The sequence below is a fragment of the Streptomyces sp. NPDC002536 genome, from assembly GCF_053594995.1.
The window spans coordinates 14,000-40,564 of sequence record NZ_JBSFWU010000002.1 but is presented as its reverse complement, the minus strand read 5'-3'; the positions used below and the strand labels follow the sequence as shown (position 1 = coordinate 40,564).

The window sequence follows — 26,565 nt, the reverse complement described above, 5'->3', positions numbered from 1 at the left end:
CGCTCTGCTGGTCCGATGCTGCCAGGGGTTTTGAGACAGGGCTCACCTGCGCCATAGAGAGGGTGATCTTCGGGGGCGCCAAGGCGAGTGGTCAGAGTCCCCCCGCAGCGCCGTTCACCGCCATATCGCGGCGGGTATCACCTCGACCCTCATTCGAGGCCCGGGGTATCACCTGGGTATCACCTCGTGAAAATGCGTTGGCCAGCAAGGCAGTTAGGGCACATTGGCCAGTAACGGAGGCCAGCGTTCGGTGGCTCGACGAACAGGCCGGGCTGCGGGAGGAGCGTCATGGCCAAGGAGATACTGCTGCGCGTCCTGGTCGCCGCGAACAAGCAGACCTTCAAGGTGTTCCGCGACGACTACCACGAAGGCGCCAAGGAGGTCGCCGTCCTGCGGTCGGACCCTTCGATCGCCAAGGCGACGCTCACTGAGCTCACCTTCCGCCGATGGACGAGTGGCCAGCTGCGCTCCCTGCCGCAGTATCCGGCGCCGATCATCCTGGAGCACATGTACGGCTACCCGGCCCATGTGCTGTTCGGCCCCGCCGACCAGGTGCCTCCGCCTGCCCCTGTGCCTTTGCTCGACGAAAGCGAACTCGCCATGACTGCTCGGGATGCCGCCGCGCACGCCTCGGACGCCGCTTCTCTGGTGGTGCCGGACATAACCCTTGACCAGCTGAACGACGACATCACCGCCCTCGCGCGGGCCTACTCCAGCACCTCACCCCTCGACGTGCACCGCCAGGCCAAAGCCCTGCTCCTCGTCGCCCAGAACCTGCTAGACCGCACCCAGCGGACCCGTCAACGCGACCTCCTGTACAAGGCCGCCGGCCAGTCCGCGGCCATCATGTCGTCCGCCTGCTTCGACCTGGGGGCCTTCCCCCCGGCCGTGCAGCTCGCACGAACCTCCGCCCTGTACGGGCAGACCATCGAGCACGGCCCGCTCCAGGCGTACGCCCACGGCATGCTGGCCTGCCTCGCATTCTGGGACGACCGGCCGGCGGACGCCGTACGCCTGGTCCACCAGGCCCAGCAATTCAGCGGCCTGGGCGTCACCGCCACCACACGCCTCGCGGCCATCGAAGCCCGCGCCTACGCGCACCTCGGCGACCACCCCAAAGCCGAAGCGGCCGTAGGCAAGTCGCTGGCCCCTCACGGCGACGGTCGCGACGAACTCCACGACGACGTCGGCGGCGAATTCGGCTTCCCCGCCGAACGGCTCGCCATGAGCACCGCCACCACCTACCTGCTCCTGCGCGACTCCACCCGCGCCGAGGACGCCGCCACCCGCTCACTGCGCCTGCTGAACGAGCACGCCAGCACCCGCTCCGTGCTGGTCTCCTCCCAGGCGTCCATCGACCTCGCCCGCGCCCGCCTGCTGCGCGGCGAACTCGCCGGTGCCGACGAGGCGTTGGACCCCGTCTTCGGCGTGCCCAACGAATGGCGCGGCCTGGGCATCGTCAAACGCCTCAGCGACGCCCGCGCCCAGCTCACGCAGGAAGCCTTCCGCACGGCCACCGAAGCCCGCACCCTGGGCGAACGGATCGAGGAGTTCACCGCAGTGGCCGTAGCCAGGACACTGAGCGGGTCAGCCCACCTCGCGATCGACAGCTGACGGCCGCTCAGCGAGCGCGGCCAGGATCTTCGACTCCTTCTCCGGCGCGATGCCGTGCTCGTCCCACCGGGGATGCTGAACCGGGATCCCGCCCCGGTGCAGCCACGCCCACGTCGCCTCGACCGTCTCGGCCAGCGGCCGGCACACCAGACCGGCCGCCTGTGCCTGCGTCGAGTCGATGTTCCACACCCCGGCGTGCGTGCGCCACAGGGGCAGCTCCGTCCACTGCTCGACACCGTGCTCAACCAGCAGATCGTCGGGCACCCACTCCAGACGTCCCCGATCGCCGGTCACCTTCAGGCACGACTGAAGGAGGCCGCCCATCGTCTCCCGGCCGACCGGTGCGACCACGTTGTACGCCCCACCCGCCGTTGCTGTCGCCTGGGCGAGCGCGAACCGGGCCACGTCCCGCACGTCCACGGGCTGGATACTCCGGTCCGGGGAACCCGGCGCGACGATGATGCCCCCGCGCTCGGCCCGGCGCAGCCACCACGGAAGACGACCCACGTACTCGCCGGGGCCCAAGATCACGCCCGGCCGCAGAATGGCCACCCGCTCGCCGCCGAACGCCGCGAGGGCCGCTCGCTCGGCACCGGCCTTCTGCCGTCCGTAGTACCAGTCCGGCCCGTCCCACCCCTCCGGCAGCCGGCCGTACGCCTCGTCCGCGTCCGGCGGCCCGTCCAGCAGCTCGGAGTCCTCGGTCAGCGGATCGCTGGGCCAGCCCCGGTACGCGTTCACCGTCGACACATACACATATCGACCCGCCACGCCCTCCAGCGCGGTCGCTCCCGCGAGAACATCGCGCGGAGCCAGGGCAGCGGATGAGGTGTCGATCACCGCGTCCCACGGCCCCGCAGCGGCCAGCCGTGCCAGGTCCACCGGACTCGTACGGTCCCCGCGGATCACCTCGACGGCCGGCACATCCGCACCTGAGCGCCCCCGGTTGAAGGTCGTCACCTGCCAACCGAGCTCCAGCGCCTCCTGCGCAACCGACCGACCCAGGAACCATGTTCCGCCCATGACGAGAATCCGCATGCGGCGATCCTGCCCGCAGCAGGCGCGCCGCCGCCACCGAAACCACGATCGAACCCCTCCCACCACCTGGATTGATCGCCCCGTGGCCGAAATGCGCTGCCGTTGGCGGGCCGTGACCACGAGTGCCACAGGAAGACCTGCGGCGACGAACCGGAGCGCCGCACCATCCTTCGCCGCCGTCGCCCCCCCGGCCATTGTGAGCAAACATCGGCTGCAAACGCCTGGGCCGGCACTACGGTGCTTCCGTCACTGCTCCGGACCTGTACGAGGAGGCGTTGCGCGTGGGTACGCATGGTGATGGCAAGGGCGGCGAGGAAGGCGACAAGAAGCAGTCCAACAAGGAGAAGGACGGCCAGTGGAACGGGCCGGTGACCGACCCTCCGAAAAAGAAGAAGTGAGGCGGCGTTGAGCTCACCGGAACGGCTCCTGGAGATCCTGACCAACAAGGGTGCGGTTCTCCCGGAGTGGAAGGATGCCGTGGCCTCGGTCGACCGCAAGCTCTTCGTTCCCGAGGCCATCGAGGTCGACGACCGGCCTCTGACACGCGGTGAACGTCCTGAGTGGTGGCTGACGGTGGTCTACGGCGACCTGCCGCTCGTCACCCAGGTCAATGACGGCAAGGACCTGGGTGACGACGCGTACAGGCTGCCGACGTCTTCGTCCTCCATGCCCTCGCTCATGCTGGAGATGCTTCAGCTCCTGGACGTTCGCGAGGGGCACCGCGTCATGGACGCCGGGGCCGGCACGGGATACAACCTCGCCTGGCTGTCCCATCGGCTCGGCTCCGACAACGTCTTCGGCATCGACGTTGACCCCGAGATCGTCGAGCAGGCCGTCAAGAATCTGGAATCGGCCGGGTACAGCCCGCACGTCGTGTGCGGCGACGCCGAGAAGGGATACCCGGACGGCGCACCGTACGACCGATGGCTCGCGACGTTCACCGTCCCCGAGATTCCCTACGCCTGGGTCGAGCAGACCCCGACCGGGCGGATCGTCGCACCGTGGGGAGGCAGCTACCACTCGTACTCGTTCGCCGTCCTCGACGTCCGGGACGGCGTCGCCGAGGGCAGGTTCAGCGGCTACCCGGCCTTCATGCGCTCGCGGACGAACCGCCCTGACCGCGGGTACCTCGGCGACTTCCTTCACCACCAGGACGAAGCCGACCGCAGCACCACCACGCTCTCGCCCCGCGATCTGGCGGCCGAGTACGAGGCGAAGTTCTTCATCGGCCTCGGCCTCCGGGACGCGTGGTCCCTGCTGGCCGAGGCCAACGACGGCAGCGACGAAGCCACGTTGTGGGTGCTTGCCGATGACCGGAAGTCCTGGGCCTCGGTGGACTACGTCCCCGGACACGACACCTTCACCGTCGAGCAGTACGGTCCTCGGCGGCTGTGGGACGAGGTCGAAGTCGGCTACCGGAAATGGGAGGCCCTCGGCTGTCCCGACCGCGACCGCGCCGGGCTCACGGTGAACCGCGACGGACAGCACGTGTGGCTGGACGGTGAGGACAACATCATCGGTACGGTCCCGCCGACCGTCCGGCTCCAGTCGTGAAGTTTCTGCCCAGGGTGTGGCAGACCCCGGTCGCTCTCCCGAGGGGAGGGAGACCGGGGCCCGGTCGGGGTGCGGAGCTGGTCAGTCTGCCTGGCGGCGCCAGGTGTTGAGAATGTTCTGGACGGCGCTGGAGACCTGGTTCTGCTGAGTGCGATCGGCCCACAGATGCGCGTCGTGCTCGGTGAGCGTGACTGTCTCGCCAGGGTTGACGGTGGCGGTGAAATTGAACTGGCGGGTGGCGCGTCCGCTGCCGGAGCGGTAGTCGAAGTGGCCGAGGTAGCCGCTCACGGCCGCGATCGTCAGCCCGGTCTCCTCGGTGACCTCCCGCTCCAGGGCGTCGATGAGGGTTTCGCCGTCGTCGACGCCGCCGGAGGGCAGCTCCCACAGTCCGCCGAGGTAGTCGCCGGCCGGGCGGTGCAGCAGCAGGACCTTGTCGTCGGTGTCGGCGATGACGGCCCCGACGACGGTCTTGGTGATGCCGTCGCGTTCCGCGGTGCGGGCGAGGTCGTCGAGCAGGCGGGTGTCGAGAGAACTCACAGCAGGTCCTTGGCGTGGGAGGCGACTTTGGCGAGGGCCGCGCTGTAGGCGTCGGCGAGGCGGGCGTCCTCCTCGCGGTGCCAGACCGGCAGCTTGAAGGTGGTGGCGTGCACGTACTTCGCCGTCGGAGAGCCGCCGACGGCGGAGACCCGGCCGTCATCGTAGCCAGGCAGCAGGGCCCCAGGGGTCTGGAACAGCGGATGAGCGCCCAGAGAGGCAGGTCGAGTTCAGTCCTGGAGGTCCTCGCCGAAGGTAACGTCCAGGTCCGCCGCCAGGGCCTGGGCGAGCTGGAGGGTCTGCGGCCGGTCGATGAGCATGCGGCGGAGGCTGCTCACCCCGCGCACGGCCGAGAGATCGTTGCCGCGCAGGTCGAAACCCGTGTACCGGCCTCCGTCGAACTCGGTCTTCTCCATCATGCAGGTGTCGAAGGCCGCGGCACCGAGGTCGCACGAGGAGAATGTGGCCTCGCGCAGCGAGCACTCCGAGAAGACCACCGGGCCAGCGGCGCGGACCCGGCTGAACGTCGTGTAGGCGAGCCTGCATTTGTCGAAGAGCACGTTGTCGAACACGACGTCCTCGAAGGCGCCGCCCATGATCTTGCAGTCGGAGAAGGCGACGCGGGAGAGCTTCCCGCCGCTCCAGCGGAGCGAGGACAGCTCGCAGCCGGAGAATTCCACCGAGTCCACACGCAGGTCCTCGAGCAGGGTCCGTTGCGCCCGCAAGCGCAGGACGCGGCCGTCCAGCAGCTGGCCCTCGGCGATATTAAGCTCGCGCAGCACGGCGTCGGCGTAGGTGAATTCCGCCACCCGGCCGCGACCGCTCTCCAGGGAGACGACGGAGGACAGGTGCAGGCCGGGTTCGTCGAGCGCAGGCAGCGTGACGCTGGTGCGACGGACGGTGCGCGTGCTCATGTTTCCCTCCCCGCAACGGGCGTCCGTCGGACACCCCGAGATGCCGCCCCCCATAGTGGCGGACCTTCGAATCCGGCGTGAGGAGGGGCACGCCGCTGCTACGGTCCCGGCTATGACGCTGTCCGTGCCGCGCGCCGTCGACCTCCGGCACGAGCCGGTGGACGAGGTCCTGGACCGGGTAGAGCAGGCGTTCCAGGTGAGGCTCGACCGGCGGACGACCGTGCGGAAACGCCGGTCCGTCGGGGCCCGGACGGACCGTGGCACGTGGGTGCGGGTCGAGCGGCGCGGCTTCGACCGGATCGGCGCCCAAGGGGGGAACGGCCCGGAGGCCGCCGCGGTCCTCACCGGCGTCGCCATGCCGCGCTGGTTCGCGGGCTTCACCTGGCGCGAGGGGAACGAGCCGGTGATGTGGCGGGCCGATGAGTTCGAACTCGCCGAGGCTGCGCCTGTCGGGAAGGGCGCGCTCGTGACCGAAGACCCCGGGCTGCCGGACGGGTGGTGGGCGGCGTTGAACGCCTCCCTGGACGCCCTCGCCGGCCAGTGGACACCGCGTATCGCCACTCCGGACACGGAGACCGCGACCCAGCAGCTGGTCACCGCCACCCTCCGGGAGACCTTCCCCGATCTCTCGGACACCAGCGTGGATGAGTGGGCGACGGCGCACGCCGATCTGACGTGGGCGAACGTGACGGGGCCAGTGTTCTGCCTGATCGACTGGGAGGACTGGGGCACGGCGCCCCGCGGGCTCGATGCGGCGACGCTGTGGGGGAACTCCCTCGCCGTCCCCGCTCTGGCCGAGCGCGTGTGGACGGAACGCCGTCAGGACCTGGAGAGCAGAACAGGACGGTTGATGGCGCTGTTCTTCTGCGCGAAGGTCATCGGCCCGCATGCTCACCCACAGGACCCACGGCTGAAGCTGGCCCAGGAAGAAGCCGCACGGCTCGTCGCCGAGCTGACCGTACGAGGCACGCGACACCGCTGAGGAGCAGGTGGCTCGGCGGAGGCGGTCCAGGCGTCGGCCCAAGCAGGGCAGACCCACCGGCACTTCCGTCTCGTCGGCCCACATGCGCCTTCAGCATAGGCGCGCTCTGTACCCGGGGCCTGGTGGCGTGGGACGCTGCCGCGATGGACCTGGTCCGTCACCGCACCGCCAGCCTGTATCCCTTCGCCCGCTTCGGCGACACGTGGCGGCTGGGCGTCATCGAGCACCCTCGGCACGGCGGCTGGATGGTCCCCGGCGGCCACATAGAACCCGACGAAACGCCCGAGCAGGCCGTGCTGCGCGAGACCACCGAGGAGACCGGCTACCGCGCCCGCCTCCTGCCGCCTGCCGGGTACGCGCTGCCTGCGGAGTACCCGCACCCCGAGACCAGCGCCGATGCGTGCGTCGACGGAGCACCCTGGTGGACGGTGAGCATGCCCGCCGGAGCCGAAGGCCAGCACCCCGAACAGCACGTGCACGTCGATCACATCCACGTCGGAGTCGTCGACCGGCCGTACGGCCCCGTCGGCCATCGCGAGCACCCGTTCCGCTGGATCACCGCCGACGAGCTGGCCGTCCTGGACGCGCCTGCGGACACCCGCATCCTCGGCGAGGCCCTGCACGAACTCGTGCCTCCCACGGCCGCCGCCCAGCACGCCCGCCCCGCCCGGGACGAGGCCCTGCGCAAGGAACTGCTGCGCCGCCGCGACGTCGACCAGGACTTCCGTGACACTCTGCACGACACGGTCACGGACGACGTCGCCGCGCGCTGGGCGGACATGGACAACGACAACACGAACTGGCTCAAGGACGTCATCGACCGCGTGGGGTGGCCCGGGCGGGCGCTGTGCGGCGACGACGGCGCCAACGCGGCCTGGATCCTGGCGCAGCATGCCGATCGGCAACCCCACCTCCAGGAGCAGTGGGTCAACCTGCTCGCCGAAGCGGTCACCGACGGCGACGCCGCGCCCTGGCAGCTTGCCTTCCTCGAAGACCGCATCGCCGTTCGCACCGACGGCGCCCAGTGGTTCGGCACGCAGTTCCGCCGGCCACCGGGCGGCGACTGGGCTCCCTTCCCGATCCGCGAGCCCGACGCCGTCGACCAGCGCAGAGCCGAGGTCGGGCTGAACCCGGTCGCCGAACGCGCGAAGGAGATCGCCGAAGCCAACCCGCGGAAGCCGTAAGGAGGGCTAGCAGGTGGGGGACGACTTCTACTGCGAGCAGGTCCTGAGCGGACTCACCCAGGTCCGGAAGATCATCGAGACGGACACGGTCCTCGCGTTCGAGCACACGCGACCCGCGTACGCCGTCCACCTCGTCGTCATCCCGAAGAGGCACGTCCTCTCGCTCATCGACCTGGGCGACGGAGGTGATCAGCTGCTGCTGGACGTGATGACCGTCGTCCGGCAAGCCGCCGCTGCGGTGAAGAACGAGCACGGAGCCTGCCGCGTCGTGACGAACATGGGCCGCTACCAGGAGAGCCAGCACTGGCACGTCCATGTGCTGTCCGGCGAGCCGCTACCGACTACCTGAACCACCCCGTCCTGCGCCACGAACGGGCAAGGGCAGCAGGCGGCGGCGAAGGCCCGAGAACAGCCGTGAACGCCCCCTGTGAGCTCGGCTAAGCGATCAAGGAACTCGGGATGCTGTTGAGTGGCAAAAGGCGCTGACGGCGGCACTGACGCCCTCGTCGGCGACAGCCGACAGCAGCGTGAGAAGCGTCAGCCAGAACGACACCTGTAGGGGTAGGGGGAACTTGGTGAGGGTCTTAGTAAACACGCCTGGTTCACCGGGGACCGGTTAACCGACGACTGGTAAACCGACGCCTGAAAACCCGTCTCCGGTGACTCTCTGCCGCCCCGCTCACGCGGTCGTCAGCGCCATCGGTAGGTCCGATCTGTGATCGGTGGCAGGAGGACCGGAACCAGACCGGCTTGGCCGCCTGCTTCGGTGAGCGTTCCGATTACCTCACCGACCGCCGGATAGAGGTGAAGGCGGGCGGCGCGGTCGAGGTCCGCCCAGACGATGGGAGCGTGATCCTCGGCATCCTGTTCCTCGTCGGCCACATTGCGCCGGGCGTCGGACGGTAGGTGCAGCACGTGGATGAGGTGGAGCCGTCGGAACGGCGCGCTGTTGCCGGGGCGGGTGGTGATCTGGTCTTGCACCCAGCGCAGCACGGGACGGCTGGTCAGCTCCGCGAGGTCAAGGCCGAGTTCTTCCTTGAGTTCGCGGACCAGGGCGGCTGGCACCTCTTCGTCGGCGTGGACGAGGCCGCCGGGCAGGGAGTATTGGTCGCCGTCGGGCCGCTCGCGGTGGATCAGACAGATGTGGTTGTCGTGGAGGATAACGGCGCAGGTGCGGATCGGGATGGTCGGGGCCGGATGGCTCATGAGGTCACGCCGGGTGCAGGGACTGCCTGTTCGAGGTGGGCGGACCAGTGGTTGCGCCAGGTGAGGGCATCGCGGACGGCGTCGGCGATGGTCTTGACCGATGTCCAGCCGAGGAGGTCCCGGGCGCGGGTGCTGGAGGTGTAGCAGCCGATCACGTCGCCGGGCCGCGGTCCTGCCTCGCGGACGCCGAGGGTGGAGCCGACGGTCCTCTCGAAGGCCGCAACCAGTTCGCGGACAGTGGTGCCTTCGCCCGTGCCGACGTTGATGACCTGGTAGCGGTCAGCGGCATCCAGCGGGAGGACCTGGTCGAAGCGGTTGAGGGCGGCGAGGTGGGCCAGGGCCAAGTCCCAGACGTGGATGTAGTCGCGGATGGCGGACCCGTCGCGAGTGGGCCAGTCGACACCGGTGACCGTGAACGACCTCCCAGCGGTATACGCCTCGATCAGCTTGCCCAAGGCATGCGTAGGGTCAGGGTTCTGCAGGCCGGTGCGCATCTCGGGGTCGGCGCCGACGGGGTTGAAGTAGCGCAGGGCGATCACGCGGGCCGGTGCTGCGGCGGTCCAGTCCTGGAGGACCTGTTCCATCATCGCTTTCGTGCGCGCGTACGGGCTGCCGGGCGCCAGGGAGCACGACTCGTCGACGTGCCCATCGGGGTGCGGGGCGTAGATCGACGCGCTGGAGGAGAAGACGACTCGCGAGCACCGGTTGCGTTCCAGCGCGCCGAGCAGTTCCACCGTCTTGGCGACGTTCTCGCGGTAGTAGCGCAGCGGCTCGGCCACCGACTCGGGCACGACGATCTTGGCGGCGCAGTGCACGGTGGCGGCGATATCCGGATGCTCGGCGAAGACGCGGTCGACGAGAGCGTGGTCGGCGACGTCGCCTTGGTAGAAGGGCCGACCGTGAAGGAACTCCCGGCGCCCAGTAGACAGGTCGTCGAGGATGACCGGGGTGATGCCGTGGTCGGCGAGCGCAGAGGCGGTGGTGCTGCCGATGTAGCCAGCGCCGCCGGTGATCAGGACTTTCTGCATGCGAATAATTAACTCGGCTGGGTTCCTGGAAGTTACGGGTCACCGGTCAGAAAATCAGAGGCCTGCCTGCGACGGCGCGCTAGGAGGCAGTGTTCGCGGGGGCGGGCTGAGGATCAAGAAGTGTTCAGGCGCTCAGGGCTGCTCGGAGGCGAGGGTGCCCGGGTAGGGGTGTCCCTCCAGGTACGCCTGCATGTGCGCCAAGATGCCGGCGATGCGGCGCGGTCCCCATGAGGCGACGTCCGTGTTGACCGGCGCCGCCGCGGTGACGAAGTTGAGGACGAAGGCATCGCGCAGCAGCAGGTAAGGCTCCAGGAGCCGGGCGAAGCCGGTCGGCAGGGGCCGCACCTGGGGGTAGCCGGCCAAGAAGGCGTGGGCGAACTCCTCGTAGGCGCCCTCTTCCTTGTGTGCGATCCGGTGGACGGACGAGAGCACGGTGGCAATGTCGAGCAGGTAGTGGCCTGTGCCGCAGTCGTCGAAGTCGATGAGGCCGATGCCGCCGCCAGTCATTGCGATCATGTTCTCGCGGTGCAGGTCGCCGTGGATACGCCCGCGGTCGTCCTGGCCGCCCTCTTGGAGGGCTGGTGCGATCAACTCGGTCACCTTGCGGAGCGCGGCGACGCCGTCGGCACCCAGCCGCTCCTGGGCGACCGGATCGGTGAGGGCATTCCCCTTGAGGAGGATCGTCTCCGCGTCCCAGACCGGCCGGTCGAACTCGGTCAGCGGCACCGTCGCGGCGTGCTCGTGCAGGTGGGCCGTCGCGCGGCCCATCTCCTGCGCCACGCCGGGCTGACGGTAGGGGGGCTCTGCTGTGCCGGGCAACCAGTGCAGCAGGGCAAGGGTGGACGGCTCGTCGTGGCCGGGGACCTCGACGGGGACCACGTAGTTGCCGCCGGTGGTAGTGACGGGCTCCGGCACAGCGACCGTGCGGGACACGGCCAGGCTCTCCAGCCACCGCATCTCGCTGCGCTGCTGGTGGTCAGGGCGACCATCGCGGACGGACAGACGGGCCACGAAGGAACCACGGCCTGGGGGAGTGACGCGCCAGACAGCGTTGTCCTCGTACTGCTGGACCTCCATCCGTACAGCCGCGCCGTCAAGTCCGTAGCGCTCGGTCAGCGCGGCCCGGGTCAGTCGCTCGAGCAGGTCGAGCTGCGCGGCGTGGGGAAGGTGGGAGAACGACGGCACGGGGGCACGGGCTCCTTGGCGGTCGGGGTGGGCACGAGCGTAGCGCGGGCCGGCCGGGGGCTGGCCGGATCGGCGCGGGAATGCACCGCTTCTGGGGACCGCCCCGACGCGACCATTGCACGGAGGATCGATTGCGCTGGTGATCAGGCGTATGTGATGTTCTGCTGCTGGGCTTCGGTGCAGGGGAAGTCGCAGACGGAGGCTGTGCGCAGTGCATCACAGCATCATGCGCGCCCTTTCGAGGTCTTCTGGTGTATCGATGGCGATCCCGTCGTCCGAGACAAGCAGCATGTGCACCCCGTGGCCATGTTCGATGAGCCGGAGCATTTCTATGCCCTCGGCGTTTTCCACCGGGCCCTGCTCGAGTCGATGAAAATGCTCGAGCCCGTCACGGGTGAAGCCGTAAAGGCCGAGCTGCCGCAAGTAGGTGGGGCGGCAGCCCTTCGGGTATGGGATCGGCTGCCGGGAGAACATCAGTGCCTTGTCGTTGTCGCTGACGACGACCTTGACGACGTTGTGGTCAAGGATGGCTGCCACGTCGCTCAGCGTCGCGTAAGCGTTGACGGCCGATGTGACGGCGTCCAGGCGGGTGAGGGCGTCCGACACGGCGTCGATCGCCTCGGGGGAGATGAACGGCTCGTCGCCCTGGACGTTGATGTACGCGTCGGCGTCGAGGTGCTGTGCGCACTCGGCGACTCGGTCGGTGCCGGTGGGGTGCTCGCCGGTCATGATGCAGGGGATGCCGAGACGGCGGCACGTAGCTGCGATGCGGTCGTCGTCTGTGGCGACGACCGCGTCATCAAGGCGGTGCGCCTGCTGGCAGCGTTGGTGAACATGCCAGAGCAGTGGCATTGTGCCGAGCTCGGCGAGCGGCTTTCCTGGGAATCGTGAGGCTCCCCAGCGGCAGGGAATGACCGCTACATGGCGGCGTGTGGAATTCATGGTCGGCTCCGTTGACGGGAAGTGACGTGGCTGTGCACCGCGGCAGGAACGTGGGGGATCACCTGTCGAAGTGGTCGAGCCAGACTTGCGCGATGGTCTGGCGGATACTCGTGGGCACTTCGTGCAGTCCGGGGTCGTACCCGCCGCGGCTGAGCGCGGCGGTGGCGGCGAGGATCTCGGCCTGGACGAGGTGGATATACGTGCCGACCGCCGCGCCGTGGACGAAGTTCACGGCTCCTCCTTCGGCGAGCACGTAGAAGTAGTGCCCGGTGACCTCGTAGCGGGTCAGGTGGTCGCCGACGGGTGTGCGCTGGTAGAGGCTGTCGAGTGCGTCGAGTTCGAGTTCGTCTTCGGAGGAGGTGACCGAGGCGACGTAGGCTCCGTTGCGGAGGGCTTCGAAGTGGCTTTGCCGCAGCGCCAGGTTGCCGGTGGCACACAGGACGAGTTCGGCGTCGCGGATTGCCTCGGTGCGGGATGGCGGAGTGCGGAATCCCTGGGAGTGCGCTTGTACGCGTTTGACGGGGTCGCTGTCGAAGACGGTGACGCGCAGGTCGTGGGCGCGCAGGGTGTGGGCGATGGCACGGCCGACCTTGCCGAAGCCGATGACGCAGGCGGCGCGGCTGGTGAGGATGTCGCCCCGGGTGCGGACCAGTGCGTCGGCCGAGAAGACGATGGAACGGCCGACGAGGTGGTCCTCGCAGTGCTTCAAGGGTGAACGGGCCACGGAGAAGACCGGGCAGGGCAGTGCTTCCAGTGCCTCGTACCGCTGATGTCCGTTCTCGGTGTCCTCGACGACGCCCACAACGCGGCCGGAATACTTCTCGGCCAGGGTGGTGATCGCGGGAGCGAAGTAGCCGCCGATGTCGAGAAGGACGACGTCGTGGCTCGGGGCGGTCTTCTCCAGATACTCCAGGGCCCGGGCGGGGTCGGCGAACTTCGCACGGCTGAGGTCGTGCACGGCGTAGGTGCGCCGGACTTCCTGGAGGGCCTGGGGGTTGATGGAGCGGGGCTTGGGCAGCACGGCGGCGATGGTCGACGTGCGGGCCAGGGCGTGCAGGAAGGCCGGCCGTTCGGGGAGCAGGTGGGTGATGATCAGCAGGCTGATCAGGCCGTTGACAGGGAACTGTGCGGTGATCCGGCGGAAGTAGGCGTCGAGCCGGGCTTTCTCGGGGCCTTCCACGGCATCTCCTTCTCCGCAGTGGGGGTCAGGCCGCGGCGCTGTAGGGGGCGTGAGCGAGTTCGTGCATTTGAACGCGCATGCCGCTGTGCAGGTCGGCCGTGGCGCGCCAGCCGAGGGTGGCTTCGGCGAGCCGGGTGTCGGCTCGGGTGCTCAGGACGTCTCCGCTGCGTGCCGTGTCGGCGCGGACGTCGATTTCCCGGCCGGTGAGGCTCTGGGCGATGTTGATCACGTCGATCAGGGAGGCGCTGGTCCCGCCGCCGACGTTGATGATGCTCGTGCCGTCCGGGGCGATGCCGGCGGCGATGGTGGCCGCGATGGCGTCGTCGATGAAGGTGAAGTCCCGGCGCTGGTGTCCGTCTCCGTACAGCTGGAGGGGGCGGCCGGTGAGGGCCGCGTGGAGGGTGCGGTGGATGAACATGTCCGGGCGCTGGCGGGGGCCGTAGACCGTGAAGTACCGCAGGGCGACGACGGTCGTTGGGCATGTGGCACGGGCGGCGTGGGCCAGGCACAGCTGTTCTTCGGCGAGTTTGGTGACCGCGTACGGAGAAACTGGGCGGGGGCGGTCGCTTTCGACGCTCGGTCCTCCGCTGGTGACCCCGTAGACGCTGGAGGAGGACGCAACTACCAGGCGGGGGACGCGCATGCGGGTGGCCGCGTCCATCACGCGCTGGGTGGCCAGGATGTTGGAGCGGACGTACTCGCTGAACTGCGGCCCCCACGACGGGCGCACGCCGGGGATGCCGGCCAGGTGGAAGATGACGTCCGCGTCGACGAGCAGGGGGTCGATCGCGCAGTCGAGGAGGTCGGCGGTGACGGGGATGTAGCCCTGGAGCCCGTGCAGCACGGCGTGGCTGGCGGCGGCGGACTCGTCGCTGGCGGGGCCGCGCCGGTCCACGCCGATCACAGTGGCGCCCGCGTGGAGGAGAGCGTGGGCGAGGTGGGAGCCGATGAACCCGGCCGCACCCGTCACGACCGCGCGCCGGATGACCGGTGCGGTGACGGCGGGGTGGATCTCTGACATAGGGGCCTCCGGAGGGCTGGTGGAAGGGGGCTAGCTCAGCAGGCGGGAGAGGACGGTGCGGCCGTGGGCGGTGAGGACGGGGTCGTTTTGTTCGTGTCCGCGGACCAGTGCGGTGGCGGCCTCGATGGCGCCGAACCGTTCGAGGAGGCGTTGCTCGATGGCGGACGGGCGTGCCCCGTAACCGTTGAAGAAGGCGTCGCGGAGGTTCGGGGCCGCCTGCCAGCGGCGGAATTCGAGTCGGGCGAAGTCACGCACGCGGGCATCACGCCGCATGTGCTCCATGTCGATGACCCGGAACCCGTCTCCGATGATCCAGTTCTGCGGCTGGTAATCGAGATGGCAGACGGCGCTGTCCATGGAGGCGTCAGCCAACTCCTCGACGATCCCGCTGAGAAGCCGGTGTTCGGTCCCTGACAGGAGGCCGGTTTGCTCGGCCTTGCCGATCCAGCTCCGCAGACGAGCAGCGAGCTCTACGCCCAAGGCACCGGCGCTGCGCCGTGCCGTGCCCCGGTGCAGGGACCGCAGGACAAGGCCGGCGTCGTGGTGCGCCTGCTCCTCCTGGGGGGACCCGGGAGGAAGAGTCTGGCCTCCCTGCCCGTGGACGGCAGTGAGCAGCAGTGTGCGCGTGGAGTCGTGTCGGGCGACGAGCTCGGGTGCGTGACCGTGCAGGTGGTGGGCCCATGTGGTGTAGGCCCGGACTTCTTGGCCGTAACGGGCGGATCGCCAGTGCTGCTTGGCGACATAGGTGGTTCCCGCGGTGTCGGCGAGGCGCAGCAGGTGGGGCGGGAGCGCCGGGTCCGCGACGGTGGTGACTTCGCCGACGGTGCTGCGAGCGAGTTGGACGCGCGGGTCGTCGGAGTCGGATGTCATGGCGCGGGCTCCGTCGCCGGCCCGGCGAGGTGCGCGGTGTCGTTGTGGACCTCGAGAAGCCACCGCTGCTGGCCGAGCCGGTTGAGGTGGTGCTGCCACCGGCTGATGGACGCATGGGAGATCGCGAAACCGGCATCGGTGCCTGGACCGAGGCCGAGCAAGAGAGTGTGGGCGGCGATGACGGTCTCGCCGTGGGCCGCGAACAGTAGACGGTCGCCTTCGTGGGTGGCGATGAGGTCCCGGAGAAAGGCGCCGGCCCGGTGCAGGTAGCCGTTCCAGGTGTCGGATCCCTCCGCCCACGGCTGGTCAGGATGGACGTGCGGCGCGCCTCCGGCGGCGGTCTTCACCTCGGCCCAGAGTTTGCCGTCGGCTGCGCCGTGGACGGGACCGTCGAGGCCAGGGGCGGTGCGAACCGGCAGGTCGAGGGCCTGGCTGAGGATCTCGCCGGTCTGGCGGAGCCGGAGGCGGGGACCCGTGTAGAGCGCGGTGAACGGCGTGCTTCGGTGCGCAGCGGACAGCCGGGCAGCCGCCAGGGTCACCTGGGCGTGGCCGCGGGTGGTGAGTCCCGTGCAGGTCGCGGGCCCGCCGACGACGCCGTCAACGTTGCACTGGGCCTCGCCGTGCCGGACGAAGACGAGTTCGGTGGTGATCATGCTGGGCCTCCGAATCCGGGGACGCTGAAGCGGTAGCCGTTGCGCCCGACATACGGGGCGGTCAGATGCACGTGGAGCGTGAGAAAGGCGTGGAGGCGTTGGAGATCGGTGGTGCCGAGCCGGGCATCGTGACGGGAGGCGGCCTCGTTGTAGAGGTCCAGGGCCCGGCCGATGTCGGGCGGTTTGATCGGCCCGTGCGTCATGATCAGCGCGGTGATCAGCTTCGCCAGGTCATATCCGAAGGGGGCGAGCGTGAGGTCGTCGGTGTCGACCGTGAAGATCGTGCCGTCGGCGGTGATCAGGAAGTTCCGCGGGTTGCTGTCCTTGTAGAAGGCGACCGGCCCTTCAGCGGTCTCTTCCAGGAGCGTGACCAACATGGCCAGAACCGACGCGTCGGGCAGGTAGCCCTGCTCCAGCCGCTTGCGCAGGGCGACCTCACGGCAGGCGACGTAGTCGGGGAACAGAGCGCCGTCGCGGAAGGCGTGCGGCATGGCGAGCGAGGCGTGGTGCAGGTCGCTGGTCCAGGCGGCGCCGTGGGCATCACCCAGCATGCCGGCCAGCCGCGGCAGGTCGTGCGGCGCGGCGTGTCGGCCCTCGATCCATGCAAACGTCAGGCTGGCTGGGGCAGTGGCAGTGAGCGTCGGCTGCAGGAGCGGCCGGGCGTGCGTGGCGAGCCAGTGGTAGTGCCGGGCGGCTTCAGCCGCTTGCCTGGTGCCGCGGTAGCTCTTGATGAAGCAGGTGGGGATCATGGCCGGCCTCCCCGGTGCCGAGCCACGACGTAGGTGATGACTGAGCTGGTAGTGATCGGCTGCTCGGGGAGTGCTTCGTGGAGCGCCTTGGCCAGTGCGCCCGGGTTGCCGTACAGGCCGGGGACAAGGTGGTACTTCGGGTTCGTGGCGAGGTACTCCGCCGCGTGATCAAGTCCGTCGAACGTGAAACGGTGCTCCTCGTGCTCAGCCTTGATCACTTCCAGGGAGCTGCCCGTCAGCTCCGCGAGGTTGCCGCTGTGCGCGGCGGTGTAAAGGCTCTCGTGTTGCTCGGCGAGCGGGTCGAGCCCGGCGGCGGCGACGAGGGCGTCCATCTCTCGATAGCTGTCGAGCGATTTGGTGACCAGGACGGCGAGCCCATCACCAGCCAGCACGCGGGCGATCTCGGCGAGGACGCGTTCGGGCTGCGGTGAGTGGTAGAGGCAGAACGCAGCCACCACCGACTCAGCTGAACCGCCGGCCAGAGGCAGCTGGTGGAAGTCCGCCTGGAGGAACTCCGTACGAACATCGCGATGCCTTCCCACCCGCTCGCGGGCGTCGGCCAAGAGCGCCGGGGCGAGATCGATGCCGACCAGCCTCGTCGGCCGGAGCTGCTCGGCCAAGATCCGAGTACTGGTACCGCGACCGCAACCGATATCCACCACTAGCCCAAGCGGCGGTGCGCCCTCGCCGCGGTGATCCGTGAGGCTGCGGACGATGGCCTCGGGCACTGGCCGACCGGAGGTCTTCGCTTGCATGAGAGCGCCGGTGCGGCGGGACAGCCGGGCAGCTCGGCCGTATAGATCGTGATGCCGTCCGGGGTCGAGAAAGGGGTTGTTGATCACGAGCCGCACCCCCGCAGGGGCTGCGACCGGGTCAGCTGTGCTCGGCGGCGACCTGTCGGAGCCAGCGCCGCGCGTGGCGTCGGCTGGTCAGCAGCACCACGGTGGCGTGCCCGGCGGCGAACTGCTCGATCTTGGCCATGACGCGGGGGCGCATCTTGCGCCGGTACGTCGCGACGTACTTGATCACGCCCCAGTGGATCCGGTTGTGCACTCCGTTGCCCTGGTGTCCGGCGCCGTGCCGGATCTGCCGGGAGAAGATCCCCCACAGGGCGGCCGGCGTGGAGACGTCCATGAGGACGACGGTGTCGCAGGCTTCGAGCCGGATCTGGAGCGTGGAGTTGTAGTTGCCGTCGATCACCCAGGCCGGCTCGGCGACGAGATTCCGCTGCACCTGGGCGAACTCCGCCATGGGCAGCTCGTTCCAGTCGTCGTCGTAGTACGCGGCATCCAGGTGCGTCACCGGTGCGCCGAGCAGGGCGCCGAGCTTGCGGGCGAGGTGCGACTTGCCGCTGCCTCCGCAGCCGACGATGGCGACTTTCTTCATGGTGCTCCAGCCTAGGGCTACGGGGACGGTCAGGTGGCCTGGCTGCCGAGAAAGGTCCGGGTGATCCGGGACGGGCTGCCCGAGCGTGGTGATTCATCGGGCCGCTCCTCGGCAGGCATTCGCTGGGGCGCTGGAGACCGAGTCGAGGACGGCTTCCAGCACGTCCACCTGGCGGCTCAGCCCAAAGAGCTTGAGGCGGGCGAGGCAGGCGGAGATCAGTTCCGCGTGCTGGCGCGTGCTGGCGATCTTCTTCAGGTCAGTGATCTTGCGGACCACGTGGCCGCCCGACCGGACCACCAGCTCGTCGGGGACGAACCGCTCGACGTGCCGGATTCCGGACGGGGCCAGCGGGAGGCAGCCGGCGAGGACGGCTTCGAAGATCCGCTGCGTCATCTGGCCCGCCGCGGCGTACCTCTCGGGCAGCAGCAGGACCGTGGTCAGCGCGCCGCCGTACAGGCGGGTGACCTCCGTGAAGGGGACCCGCCCGAGAAAGGTGATGTGCGGCCAGCGGCCGGTGTGGGGCCACTTGCCGCCGACCCGGTGCTCGAAGCAGGAGGCAGCCGGGGCGAAGAAGCGGTCGAAGGCTTCGTTGCGGTCGTACTGGTTGCCCACGTAGGCCAGCGGAATCTCGCGTGGCCTCTTCGCCAGGGCGTTCGGATCGGTCTGGGCGAGCAGCTCCTCGTCGACGGGGAAGAGGAGCGTGTGGGCGCCCGGGGTGGGCTCCAGGGCGGCTTCGCACACCGCGACCGTGGGGTGGCGTCGCCAGATGCTGTCCGGCGGCAGCTGGCGGTCCTTGTCCCAGATCACCGTGGGCACACGCCGGTGTGTGGTGTAGCGCAGCAGCAGCTCGGACTGCCGGTGCAGATCGCAGGTGTGGCCCGTGGTGCCGCAGACGGTGGTGTTGCGCCCTTCGATGGGCCAGCGCCATTCGAGGAACAGGACGTCGATGTCGGGGAGCCCGGCGTCGAACGTGTAGGGGCGGCTGACGGTGTCGCCGGCTTCGAGCCGGTCGCGGTCGGCTTGCAGGAAGACGATGTCGTGGCCGCGTGCGAGGAGGGCGTCGATCAGGGGGCGCCGGTGGCTGCGGCCTCCGTCGGGGGTGTCGGTGATGCCGTTGCCGAGGAAGCCCCAGAAGCTGTATCCGATCTTCATTTGGTGATCCACCAGCCTTCCAGCAGCAGTGCGTCCAGCCCGGAAGCAGTGAGGCAGTCGAGGGCCATGTCCGGGGTTCCGCAGATGGGCTTGCCCTTGACGTTGAGCGACGTGTTGATCAGCACGGGGACGCCGGTCCGGCGCTCGAACGCCTGCAGGACGTCGTGCAGGAAGGGGTTCTGCCATGCGGTGACGGTCTGGAGCCGGGAGGTCCCGTTGGCGTGGACAACGGCGGCGATGCGCTCACGGGCCTTCGCCGTGACCGGGGAGGCCATCGACATGTACGGGGCCTCCTGGCCGAGGGTGAAGAACTCGCTCGCCCTCTCGGCGAGCGTGACGGGCGCGAACGGACGGAATGGCTCGCGGAACTTCACCGTGGCGTTCAGGCGCTCCACGACACCGGCCTCCAGCGGGGAGGCGAGGATCGACCGGTTGCCCAGGGCCCGGGGGCCGGCCTCGAGGCGGCCCTGGAACAGGCCGACGATCAACCCGCTGGCCAGCTGGTCCGCAAGGAAGCCCGCAGCCTCTTCGCCCAGGGCCTTCTGCTTCAGACCCGGCCACCGGGAGAGGTCCAGGTGCGGCTGCCGGTAGGACGGCCCGAGATAGCAGGCGCGGGCAACCCCTTCGAGAGACTCCTGGGTGCCAGCGTCGCTGTGCACGGCGATCGCCGCACCGATCGCGGTGCCGGCGTCCCCCGGCGCGGGCGGGACGAAGACCTCATCGAAGATCCCCTCCTCGACGATCCTCCCGATGCCGACGCAGTTCGTGGCCACGCCCCCGCCCACGCACAGCCGCCGTGACCCGGTGATCTGGCGGGCTCGGCGTGCCAGGTGGAGCATGACCTGCTCCGTGCGTTCCTGAAGCGCCGCGGCAAGATCCTGGTGGACCGGCTGGAGCTGCTCCCCAGAGTGTCGCGGCGGACAGGTGCGGGCGGTGAAGAGAGGGGAGACCCGGGGGTAGCCGGAGTGGAGAACCCGCGGGGGGAAGTAGGCCAGGTCCACGGCGAAGCCGGTGGCGGTGGTGCGCAGCGCGCGGGTGAACACGGGCCGGAACCGGGCGGCATCACCGAGGGCCGCCAGCGCCATGACGGTGCCTTCCTCATCACCGCGCCGCCAGCCGAGGTGCTCGGTGACGGCCCCGTACACGTAGCCGAGCGAGGCTGGGTCGCAGATCTGCTCAAGAGTGCGCATGTGCGGGCGTTCGGCGTGATGGCCGTGGGCGAGGGTGGTGGTCTGCCGTTCGCCGAGGCTGTCCACGACCAGGACGGCCGCCTCGCTCCATCCCGAAGCCGCGAAGGCGATCAGCTGGTGAGCGCGGTGATGTAGTACCGGGGTGATCTGGGCACGGGGGAACTGCTGCCGCAGGTACTGGAGGCGGCGCCGCGTGCGCACGGCGACTTTGGCGAACCCGGTGGCACGCGGCAGTGCCCGGGAGCGGGCGGTGCCCGACAGCAGCAGGCGCGCCGCGCCGGGGACCTCGGCCAGATAGCGGGCGGGCCGGAAGTTGTACGCGACCGCATCTACATCGGTCGGTGCGAGGCCGGCCTGGTCGAGCAGCCAGGCGATGGCGTGGTGGGGGTATGCGCGGGTGTGCTTCGTGCCGGAGAGGCGTTCCTCCTCGACGAAGCCGACCAGGTTGCCGTTCACCAGGAGGGCTGCAGCGGAGTCGTGGGTGAAGGAGCACAGGCCGAGGATGATGGCGGGCATCGGATCCATCGCGGGTTCACCCTTCCGCTGCGGTCGGGGCGCAGGCGCGGCGGGTCAGCTCGCCGTACCAGTGGGCCAGCGCGTCACCGAGCGGTCCGCCAACCGTCGCCGCGGCGTGCCGCGCCTCCTGGTGCGCGCCGCCCTTCCACAGGCGGTAGCTGCGCATCGTCGTGGCCATGCCGTCCCAGGCCGGGTGTCCGGTCTCGTCTCCGGCCTCGACGCGGTCGAGCAGCTTGTCGAAGCCGTCCCACGGGGTGGCGAGTTCGGGCATGACCTTGGTCGCGTTGACGTCGGTCAGGCCGTCGGCCTGGTCGAGGTCACGCTCGTAGATATGCAGGGAGCCGACCTGGTGGTGGTACTCGCCGAGTTCGGCGCCCAGCCATCCGGCGACCAGTTCGTGCAGCGTGGTGTAGAAGAACAGGTCGTACGGCATGCCGATCCACACGTCCTGGCCGCGCATGCTCGTCGTCATGTGGAGGCGGCCGGCGCGCAGGTGGAAGCGGAACCCGAGGGTGCACGGGACGTCCTTGTGCCCGGCGGCGTCCCGTGCGGGGTCGTAGAGCTGAATCAGAGCCCGGCGGGAGTCGGGGTCGTCCTTGAGGATCTCGACGACCCTCCGGAGCTGGTCAACCCTCCCTCCCCAGTTCCGCATCCGGGGCCCGTACGCGCCCTTGAGAACGCCGTCGTCGGCGTAGTGGCGCAGCCGTCCGTTGAACTCGTAGATCCACGAGGCATCGGTGCCGGACAGGTGCCAGATGGTCTCGGCCACGGCGAAGGCCGGGTTGATGACCCGGGCCGGCGGCGCGCACAGCAGCCGTGCCCTGGGCTGGGTCAGCCGCATGGTGACGTTGAGGATCTCGCGGGTCGCCATTGCGCGGGGACTGATCGTGTCTCCGTTCTTGGCCAGCGTCACGGCCCCGACGAAGAGTTCGGCCATGCTGTCGGCGGTCAGGTGCGTCATGGTGGCGTCTCCCTCGCCTTGCGATGCGCCGGGGCCGATGCCCCGGTGGTGGAGGTGGTTATGCCGGGCCGGTCTGGGACCGGTTGATGACGAGGCGGGCGATGTCCTGGGCGCTGGTGCCGCGCCAGCGGCACACCGCGTCGGCGGCCGCGCGCGCAGTCTGCAGCCTGGGCAAGGCACTGAGTGCGCTGGCGATGTCGTCGGCCGTCCCGCAGCGCTGTGCGAGATCGTGACCGGCGAGGCCCAGCGTGCGCCCGCCGGGATGAGCAAGTTCGAGAACGGGAACGCCCAGCAGCACGGCCTCGATGCCGCAGGTGGAGTAGGCGCTCAGGACCGCGTCGGCCCCGGCCAGACATCCGCGGGCCCCGATCTGCGGATCGGCAACCGCCACCGGCGGCCCGCCCGTTCCCTTGAGGAAGCCGTCGAAGGAGTCGGTGCTCTGCGCCGGGTGGGGCGCGATGACCAGGCCCCAATCCCCCTCGGCCTTCTCCAGGGCCTCGACGAGGAGGTTCCCCTGAGCACGCAGTAGGGCGGGGCCGAAGGGCTGGCATGCCCATACCGCGATCTTCTCGGGTCGGCGGCCCGCGCATGCCGACAGCAGTTCATCGAGGTAACGGCGCTGCCGTTCTTGATCGAGGCTGGCGAGGGCATCGAAACGCGGCTGCCCCAGGACGTGGACCTCAGCGTTCGGGTGCCGTGCCCACGCTTTCGCGGGCGCGACGTCCCGTTCGCCCATGACGACGATGTGACGGCTGTGCAAGGCCGGCCACGCCACCGACTGCGAGGCCCACGCACCATGCTGGACGTAGACCGTGGAAATGCCGTGGCGCTCGGCAGCATGAACCGCCAGCGCCCCCAACGGGCTGGTGTCGTTGCACAGTACAACGGTGTGCGGCCCGGTGGCGGCGAGCACGCCGTCCAGCCACGTCTCCGTTCGGATCACCGCGCGCCACGACGGCTGGGTACTGCCGCCGCTCGTCTCGACCACGGCGGCAGCGAGCAGCTCCAGCCGGTCCAGCCGCACGGCCAACTCCCGGACACAGACCGTCTTGTCGTAGTCGGCCGGCTCCTCGCCGGCAAGGCCAGGATCGGAGACCGTACCTGCGGTGGAAAGGAGGCTGGGCGGTGCCGGGCACAGGCAGATGGACGGGGCCTCAGGCTTCGGGCACCGCTCCGCGGTGTCCGTGGCCAGATCGACCAGGACACTGGGATGACCGTCGCGGGCCAGTTCCTCGAGCACCGGCAGGAGGGTCTGCGCGTGACGGGAGGACCACGACAGCGCCACGACCTCGGACGGCGGCATCGCCGAAGGGACAGGGCTGGGTACAGGCGATTCATCCTCACGGGCGGCCGTGAGCTGTCGCAGCTGCGCAGACCGCACGGGATTGCCGGAATCCAGTGCGCCCAGGAGATAGGCGATACCGGACCACGTCACGGTGTAGAGGCGGTACTCGCGGGAGCTGGTCCCGCGTGTTTCGACCAGTGCTTCGCGCGGGGCGGGAACGATGCTGCCGGGGTTCCGCACGAACGGCTCCCACGCGCTCAGCGCGAGCAGCTTGCGCACCACTTGGACGACGAGGCGGCGCACCGGGACGTGCTGTATGTGCAGCCACGAGGCCCCGCCGGGCGTCAGAGCCCGGTAGGCGCTGTACGCCTCCAGCCCGGCCATCACGGCAGAAACGTGAGTGTCCAACTCCTGCTGACCAGCCGGCATGGCTTCGAGAGCCGCCGTGGTGGTCCACTGCGCCGTCCGACAGTCCGGCGAGCTGGCTTCCTCAACGAGTACCCACTGGTGCGTCTCGCCGGTCCGCGCCCGGGCGAGGATGAGCGAGCCCGGGCCGTCGGGGGTCACCGCAGGCTCCCTTCGACGAGGGACACGGAGCCCTGGGCCTCGCCGAGGAGCTGGATGAGATCCCCCGGAGCGTGCGCGATCGGAGGGACCGGGTCACCGGGAGAGCCGTAGCCCCAGGCCGCGTGCACGTACGCAACGCCAGCTCGGCGCGCGGCTTCGTGGTCAACCGCCATATCGCCCACGAACGTGGCCTGCACCGGATCAGCACACAGATCCACGAGCGCGAGCAGCAGCGGATCGGGGGCCGGCTTACCGCGGCCAGGACCCCCCGCTGCCCGGACCGCGCGGAAAGGACAGCCGAGCTGCCCGAGCAACGGAGCAGCGCGGTCCAACGACTTGGACGTGACGACGCCAAGCAGCCACCCTCGGGCGACGAGGGTGTGGAGCACTTCCTCCACGCCCTCGAACGGCCGAGCCAGATAGGCAACGGCCTTCGACGCCTCCGAGTACGTCCGGTGCACCACCTCGTCGGCATCGTCCACACCCAGACGGCTCATGATGTCGTCGAACGGACGGCCCAAGTGCTGCTCGTACTGCTCGAACGGCACATCAAGGCCGTGGCGCTGCTGAACCGCGCGCCACGCCTCCTTCATCACCGGCCGCGTATCGAGGAGGACCCCGTCGAGGTCGAGGAGCAGCGAGCGCTGTCCGCTGCGGCGCGCCTGATCGGCGTGACGGCTCTGTACCGCGGGGCAAGGTGTCGAGGTCATGCTCTTCTCCCTCGAATGCGAGGTGGGAGTGTTGTGGATTGCACGAGCGTGCCGAGTTGCCAGGCATCCAAGACCGACGGGCGGACGGGCAAGGCTGGCCCGCGACGGTCTCGGAAAGCGCTGGTTTCTCAACGTCAGCTGGAAGCCAGTCGGAGGTGGTCCCCGGTGGCCGGCCGATGGCTCTCCAGCAGACTCCAGCGCCCGCCCGCACCGGGTAAGGCCTAACCCTGAAGGCCGCAACTCCCTTGCGAAATCGGAAAGTTCTTTGAACCGCCCTGCCACTGACTGAGGGCCGCGGCTACTTTGGACACGCGCCCGCCGCGAGGAGGTACCGTGAGCGTCCCCGCCACGCATGCTCCGTCCCACCCCGACCTGGGCGCACTCATGCGAGGCGGCCGCGGTGCCCGTCGGCCGAAAATGACCCAGGCGCAGCTCGCCGTGATCGTGGGTTACTCCACCTCGTGGGTCTGCCGCGTCGAAACAGGAGAGATCATCCCGCCGGATGCAACCCTGCGGCGCATCGCCGCCGCGCTGGACATCCCACCCGATGAGCTGATCAGCGCCGCTCACCCGCCGGAGCGAGAACCGGCACGGGATCCGCAAAGCCCCGGATCCAGCGGCACGGTGACGGATACCGTGACCACAGGGGACATCGAGGAGGAGGATGCCGTGCGGCGCAGGGGATTTCTCACCGGAGCGGTCGGAGTCGGCGCCGTCATGGTCACCGGCACCCCCGCCACCGCCTCCGGACGGACCCCGGCCGACCCCGCGGCCGCACTGGAGGCGGGGCTGTTCCACCCGCCCGCCACCGGCCCCGTGCCACTTGCCCAGCTCGACCGGGCGCTTCACCGGGCCCGCGCGGACTTCCGCCACGCCCGCTACCACGTCCTGGGCACCGAGCTCCCGCTGCTGCTCGCCGCCGCCGATACGACTCGCGTCCACCTCACCGGCCATGCCCACGAGCGAGCCTGTGCGCTGGCCTCCTACGCCTACAGCCTCGCGGCCGAGCTGGCCAGCAAACTCCATTCCGAGACGGTCTGGGTTGCGTCCGACCGTGCCCTCGCCGCCGCCCGCGACTCCGGACAGCCCGCACCCCTCGGCGAGGCCACGCGCATGCTCTCGGTCGCCATGCGCCGCGCCGGCCGTCACCACCAGGCCGCTGGCCTCCTCATCCACACGGACCGTCAGCTGGCCGACGATCCCAGGGAGCAGGCCCGAGCCGTTCGTGCCGCAAATCTCCTGACGGCCGCCTATACCGCCGCTCACTACGGTGACCGCACAGCCGCGCTCGCCATGGTCGACGAGGCCCAGCACATCGGACAGCGAGTCCACTACGGGCACGGCATGGAACAGGTCACCATCCGGGCCACCCGGGAACAATGCGAAGGTTTCCGCCTGAGCATCTACAACAAGCTCGGCACTCCGGACGACGCGGTGTCGGTCATCCGTCGGATCAACCCCAGCACCTTCCCGACCCCCGAGCGCCGCGCCCGCTTCCGCACCGACGAAGCACGCATCTGGCACCAGCTCGGCGACAACCCCCGGACCTTCGCTGCGCTTCGCGCCATCGAGCACGAAGCACCCGAAGAAGCCAGGCGCCCGTCGGTAAGGTCCCTCACTGCGGACTTGCTGTACTCGTCGGCGAGCTTGCCGGGCCTGAAGGATTTCGCCGGCAGGACAGGAGTTCGCAGCTGAGCTCCGTCCGCTGTCCTTGCCAATCCGGCCAGACCCGGTGCCCCTCTCCTCGGGCTGCAGCATCTCAGCGCCGTCCGGCACCAGGCTCTGCCGGCCGGGACGCACCAGCAGTTCGACTTGGGCGCGCAAGACTGCCGAGCCCTCGCTGACGCGAGTCGTACGCCTGAACATGACTGCCTGCCCGGGCACGGTCAGGTCGCCGTCGGCAATGCAGGTTTGCGCCTCGCGGGGGGCGCGGCCTGCAGCTGGAAGCCGAGGGATCGACACGGCGCTGCTGGAGATCAGCACAGTGTCGGGGCGATCGAAGGGGCGCATACAGCTCTCCCTTGGCGGTGCGTCAGCCGTGCGGAAGCCGGAGCCGCTGCTCGTCCATGGAGCGTCACCCGCCCTGCGGCGAGACGGCCCCCGGCGCGAAAAGCACACCGCAGGTGCGCGTGGCGGAGCCAGACGGG

At 69.6% G+C, this 26,565-nt stretch carries 25 protein-coding genes; 6 read left to right on the top strand and 19 right to left on the bottom strand.

The features are described 5' to 3' along the window. Nucleotides 1-288 precede the first annotated feature (288 nt). Nucleotides 289-1,614, top strand: coding sequence for a hypothetical protein (locus ACWD4B_RS00975; protein WP_451418733.1), 1,326 nt, complete (start codon nucleotides 289-291; stop codon nucleotides 1,612-1,614). On the opposite strand, the gene ACWD4B_RS00970 is transcribed toward ACWD4B_RS00975, so the two are convergent. Then, nucleotides 1,588-2,649 carry an NAD-dependent epimerase/dehydratase family protein gene (locus ACWD4B_RS00970; protein WP_451418732.1) on the bottom strand — a complete coding sequence of 354 codons (1,062 nt, stop codon included), beginning with the start codon at nucleotides 2,647-2,649 and terminating at the stop codon, nucleotides 1,588-1,590. The two genes, ACWD4B_RS00975 and ACWD4B_RS00970, sit on opposite strands and share 27 nt — an antisense overlap. Before the next feature lie 405 nt (nucleotides 2,650-3,054). Here ACWD4B_RS00970 and ACWD4B_RS00965 point away from each other — a divergent pair, with 405 nt between their 5' ends. Continuing rightward, nucleotides 3,055-4,203 carry a methyltransferase domain-containing protein gene (locus tag ACWD4B_RS00965; RefSeq protein WP_451418731.1) on the top strand — a complete coding sequence of 383 codons (1,149 nt, stop codon included), beginning with the start codon at nucleotides 3,055-3,057 and terminating at the stop codon, nucleotides 4,201-4,203. Nucleotides 4,204-4,284: 81 nt separating this feature from the next. Here ACWD4B_RS00965 and ACWD4B_RS00960 read toward each other — a convergent pair whose 3' ends face one another. After that, entirely contained in the window at nucleotides 4,285-4,740 is a 456-nt protein-coding gene (locus ACWD4B_RS00960; RefSeq protein ID WP_451418730.1) for an NUDIX hydrolase, read from the bottom strand. A 227-nt stretch (nucleotides 4,741-4,967) separates the two neighbouring features. Continuing rightward, complete coding sequence (locus ACWD4B_RS00955; protein ID WP_451418729.1) at nucleotides 4,968-5,651, bottom strand: pentapeptide repeat-containing protein; 684 nt, start codon at nucleotides 5,649-5,651, stop codon at nucleotides 4,968-4,970. 112 nt (nucleotides 5,652-5,763) lie between these two features. Here ACWD4B_RS00955 and ACWD4B_RS00950 point away from each other — a divergent pair, with 112 nt between their 5' ends. From ACWD4B_RS00950 to ACWD4B_RS00940, 3 genes are all read left to right on the top strand, one after another. Further along, a complete protein-coding gene (locus tag ACWD4B_RS00950) occupies nucleotides 5,764-6,633 on the top strand; it encodes a hypothetical protein (protein WP_451418728.1) in 870 nt (289 codons plus the stop codon). 122 nt (nucleotides 6,634-6,755) lie between these two features. Continuing rightward, nucleotides 6,756-7,817, top strand: a complete 1,062-nt coding sequence (locus tag ACWD4B_RS00945; protein ID WP_451418727.1) for a DUF6624 domain-containing protein — start codon at nucleotides 6,756-6,758, stop codon at nucleotides 7,815-7,817. Between the two features lie 13 nt (nucleotides 7,818-7,830). Further along, a complete protein-coding gene (locus ACWD4B_RS00940; protein ID WP_451418726.1) occupies nucleotides 7,831-8,166 on the top strand; it encodes an HIT family protein in 336 nt (111 codons plus the stop codon). A 341-nt stretch (nucleotides 8,167-8,507) separates the two neighbouring features. On the opposite strand, the gene ACWD4B_RS00935 is transcribed toward ACWD4B_RS00940, so the two are convergent. The 16 genes from ACWD4B_RS00935 to ACWD4B_RS00860 all read right to left on the bottom strand — a co-directional run bounded on the left by ACWD4B_RS00935 (nucleotide 8,508) and on the right by ACWD4B_RS00860 (nucleotide 24,418). Beyond that, a complete protein-coding gene (locus tag ACWD4B_RS00935) occupies nucleotides 8,508-9,023 on the bottom strand; it encodes an NUDIX domain-containing protein (RefSeq protein ID WP_451418725.1) in 516 nt (171 codons plus the stop codon). Next, nucleotides 9,020-10,051: a UDP-glucose 4-epimerase GalE gene (gene galE, locus ACWD4B_RS00930; RefSeq protein WP_451418724.1), complete on the bottom strand. Its 1,032-nt coding sequence runs from the start codon at nucleotides 10,049-10,051 to the stop codon at nucleotides 9,020-9,022. Before galE ends, ACWD4B_RS00935 begins: the two co-directional genes overlap by 4 nt. Nucleotides 10,052-10,183: 132 nt before the next feature. Then, a complete protein-coding gene (locus tag ACWD4B_RS00925; protein WP_451418723.1) occupies nucleotides 10,184-11,236 on the bottom strand; it encodes a phosphotransferase enzyme family protein in 1,053 nt (350 codons plus the stop codon). A 216-nt stretch (nucleotides 11,237-11,452) separates the two neighbouring features. After that, nucleotides 11,453-12,178: a 3-deoxy-manno-octulosonate cytidylyltransferase gene (locus tag ACWD4B_RS00920; RefSeq protein WP_451418722.1), complete on the bottom strand. Its 726-nt coding sequence runs from the start codon at nucleotides 12,176-12,178 to the stop codon at nucleotides 11,453-11,455. A gap of 58 nt (nucleotides 12,179-12,236) precedes the next feature. Continuing rightward, nucleotides 12,237-13,358 carry an adenosylhomocysteinase gene (locus ACWD4B_RS00915; RefSeq protein ID WP_451418721.1) on the bottom strand — a complete coding sequence of 374 codons (1,122 nt, stop codon included), beginning with the start codon at nucleotides 13,356-13,358 and terminating at the stop codon, nucleotides 12,237-12,239. A gap of 25 nt (nucleotides 13,359-13,383) precedes the next feature. Continuing rightward, entirely contained in the window at nucleotides 13,384-14,379 is a 996-nt protein-coding gene (locus ACWD4B_RS00910) for an NAD-dependent epimerase/dehydratase family protein (protein ID WP_451418720.1), read from the bottom strand. Nucleotides 14,380-14,409: 30 nt separating this feature from the next. Next, nucleotides 14,410-15,249 carry a phosphotransferase gene (locus ACWD4B_RS00905; RefSeq protein ID WP_451418719.1) on the bottom strand — a complete coding sequence of 280 codons (840 nt, stop codon included), beginning with the start codon at nucleotides 15,247-15,249 and terminating at the stop codon, nucleotides 14,410-14,412. Beyond that, nucleotides 15,246-15,902 (bottom strand): histidine phosphatase family protein, encoded by a 657-nt coding sequence (locus ACWD4B_RS00900; protein WP_451418718.1) that lies wholly within the window; start codon nucleotides 15,900-15,902, stop codon nucleotides 15,246-15,248. Before ACWD4B_RS00900 ends, ACWD4B_RS00905 begins: the two co-directional genes overlap by 4 nt. Further along, complete coding sequence (locus tag ACWD4B_RS00895) at nucleotides 15,899-16,651, bottom strand: phosphotransferase (protein WP_451418717.1); 753 nt, start codon at nucleotides 16,649-16,651, stop codon at nucleotides 15,899-15,901. The genes ACWD4B_RS00900 and ACWD4B_RS00895 overlap by 4 nt, the downstream gene beginning before the upstream one ends. Further along, the gene (locus ACWD4B_RS00890; protein WP_451418716.1) at nucleotides 16,648-17,493 is read right to left on the bottom strand and encodes a class I SAM-dependent methyltransferase; all 846 of its coding nucleotides are present in this window, start codon (nucleotides 17,491-17,493) and stop codon (nucleotides 16,648-16,650) included. The genes ACWD4B_RS00895 and ACWD4B_RS00890 overlap by 4 nt, the downstream gene beginning before the upstream one ends. A gap of 31 nt (nucleotides 17,494-17,524) precedes the next feature. After that, nucleotides 17,525-18,037, bottom strand: coding sequence for a topology modulation protein (locus ACWD4B_RS00885; protein ID WP_451418715.1), 513 nt, complete (start codon nucleotides 18,035-18,037; stop codon nucleotides 17,525-17,527). 93 nt (nucleotides 18,038-18,130) lie between these two features. Further along, nucleotides 18,131-19,189: a glycosyltransferase family protein gene (locus ACWD4B_RS00880; protein ID WP_451418714.1), complete on the bottom strand. Its 1,059-nt coding sequence runs from the start codon at nucleotides 19,187-19,189 to the stop codon at nucleotides 18,131-18,133. Beyond that, a complete protein-coding gene (locus tag ACWD4B_RS00875; RefSeq protein ID WP_451418713.1) occupies nucleotides 19,186-20,904 on the bottom strand; it encodes a carbamoyltransferase family protein in 1,719 nt (572 codons plus the stop codon). Before ACWD4B_RS00875 ends, ACWD4B_RS00880 begins: the two co-directional genes overlap by 4 nt. A 7-nt stretch (nucleotides 20,905-20,911) precedes the next feature. Further along, the gene (locus ACWD4B_RS00870; RefSeq protein WP_451418712.1) at nucleotides 20,912-21,856 is read right to left on the bottom strand and encodes a thymidylate synthase; all 945 of its coding nucleotides are present in this window, start codon (nucleotides 21,854-21,856) and stop codon (nucleotides 20,912-20,914) included. Nucleotides 21,857-21,914: 58 nt separating this feature from the next. Next, a complete protein-coding gene (locus tag ACWD4B_RS00865; protein ID WP_451418711.1) occupies nucleotides 21,915-23,708 on the bottom strand; it encodes a hypothetical protein in 1,794 nt (597 codons plus the stop codon). Then, nucleotides 23,705-24,418 (bottom strand): HAD family hydrolase, encoded by a 714-nt coding sequence (locus tag ACWD4B_RS00860; protein WP_451418710.1) that lies wholly within the window; start codon nucleotides 24,416-24,418, stop codon nucleotides 23,705-23,707. Before ACWD4B_RS00860 ends, ACWD4B_RS00865 begins: the two co-directional genes overlap by 4 nt. Nucleotides 24,419-24,751: 333 nt before the next feature. Here ACWD4B_RS00860 and ACWD4B_RS00855 point away from each other — a divergent pair, with 333 nt between their 5' ends. Then, nucleotides 24,752-26,113, top strand: coding sequence for a helix-turn-helix domain-containing protein (locus tag ACWD4B_RS00855; protein ID WP_451418709.1), 1,362 nt, complete (start codon nucleotides 24,752-24,754; stop codon nucleotides 26,111-26,113). Nucleotides 26,114-26,565: the final 452 nt, after the last annotated feature.

Coding starts and splice junctions, on each gene's coding strand:
- ACWD4B_RS00885 (WP_451418715.1), bottom strand. CDS start 18,037: ATGAAGAAAGTCGCCATCGTCGGCTGCGGAGGCAGCGGCAAGTCGCAC.
- ACWD4B_RS00920 (WP_451418722.1), bottom strand. CDS start 12,178: ATGAATTCCACACGCCGCCATGTAGCGGTCATTCCCTGCCGCTGGGGA.
- ACWD4B_RS00950 (WP_451418728.1), top strand. CDS start 5,764: ATGACGCTGTCCGTGCCGCGCGCCGTCGACCTCCGGCACGAGCCGGTG.
- ACWD4B_RS00900 (WP_451418718.1), bottom strand. CDS start 15,902: ATGATCACCACCGAACTCGTCTTCGTCCGGCACGGCGAGGCCCAGTGC.
- ACWD4B_RS00955 (WP_451418729.1), bottom strand. CDS start 5,651: ATGAGCACGCGCACCGTCCGTCGCACCAGCGTCACGCTGCCTGCGCTC.
- ACWD4B_RS00875 (WP_451418713.1), bottom strand. CDS start 20,904: ATGGATCCGATGCCCGCCATCATCCTCGGCCTGTGCTCCTTCACCCAC.
- ACWD4B_RS00895 (WP_451418717.1), bottom strand. CDS start 16,651: ATGATCCCCACCTGCTTCATCAAGAGCTACCGCGGCACCAGGCAAGCG.
- ACWD4B_RS00905 (WP_451418719.1), bottom strand. CDS start 15,249: ATGACATCCGACTCCGACGACCCGCGCGTCCAACTCGCTCGCAGCACC.
- ACWD4B_RS00975 (WP_451418733.1), top strand. CDS start 289: ATGGCCAAGGAGATACTGCTGCGCGTCCTGGTCGCCGCGAACAAGCAG.
- galE (WP_451418724.1), bottom strand. CDS start 10,051: ATGCAGAAAGTCCTGATCACCGGCGGCGCTGGCTACATCGGCAGCACC.
- ACWD4B_RS00935 (WP_451418725.1), bottom strand. CDS start 9,023: ATGAGCCATCCGGCCCCGACCATCCCGATCCGCACCTGCGCCGTTATC.
- ACWD4B_RS00860 (WP_451418710.1), bottom strand. CDS start 24,418: ATGACCTCGACACCTTGCCCCGCGGTACAGAGCCGTCACGCCGATCAG.
- ACWD4B_RS00870 (WP_451418712.1), bottom strand. CDS start 21,856: ATGACGCACCTGACCGCCGACAGCATGGCCGAACTCTTCGTCGGGGCC.
- ACWD4B_RS00910 (WP_451418720.1), bottom strand. CDS start 14,379: ATGTCAGAGATCCACCCCGCCGTCACCGCACCGGTCATCCGGCGCGCG.
- ACWD4B_RS00970 (WP_451418732.1), bottom strand. CDS start 2,649: ATGCGGATTCTCGTCATGGGCGGAACATGGTTCCTGGGTCGGTCGGTT.
- ACWD4B_RS00880 (WP_451418714.1), bottom strand. CDS start 19,189: ATGAAGATCGGATACAGCTTCTGGGGCTTCCTCGGCAACGGCATCACC.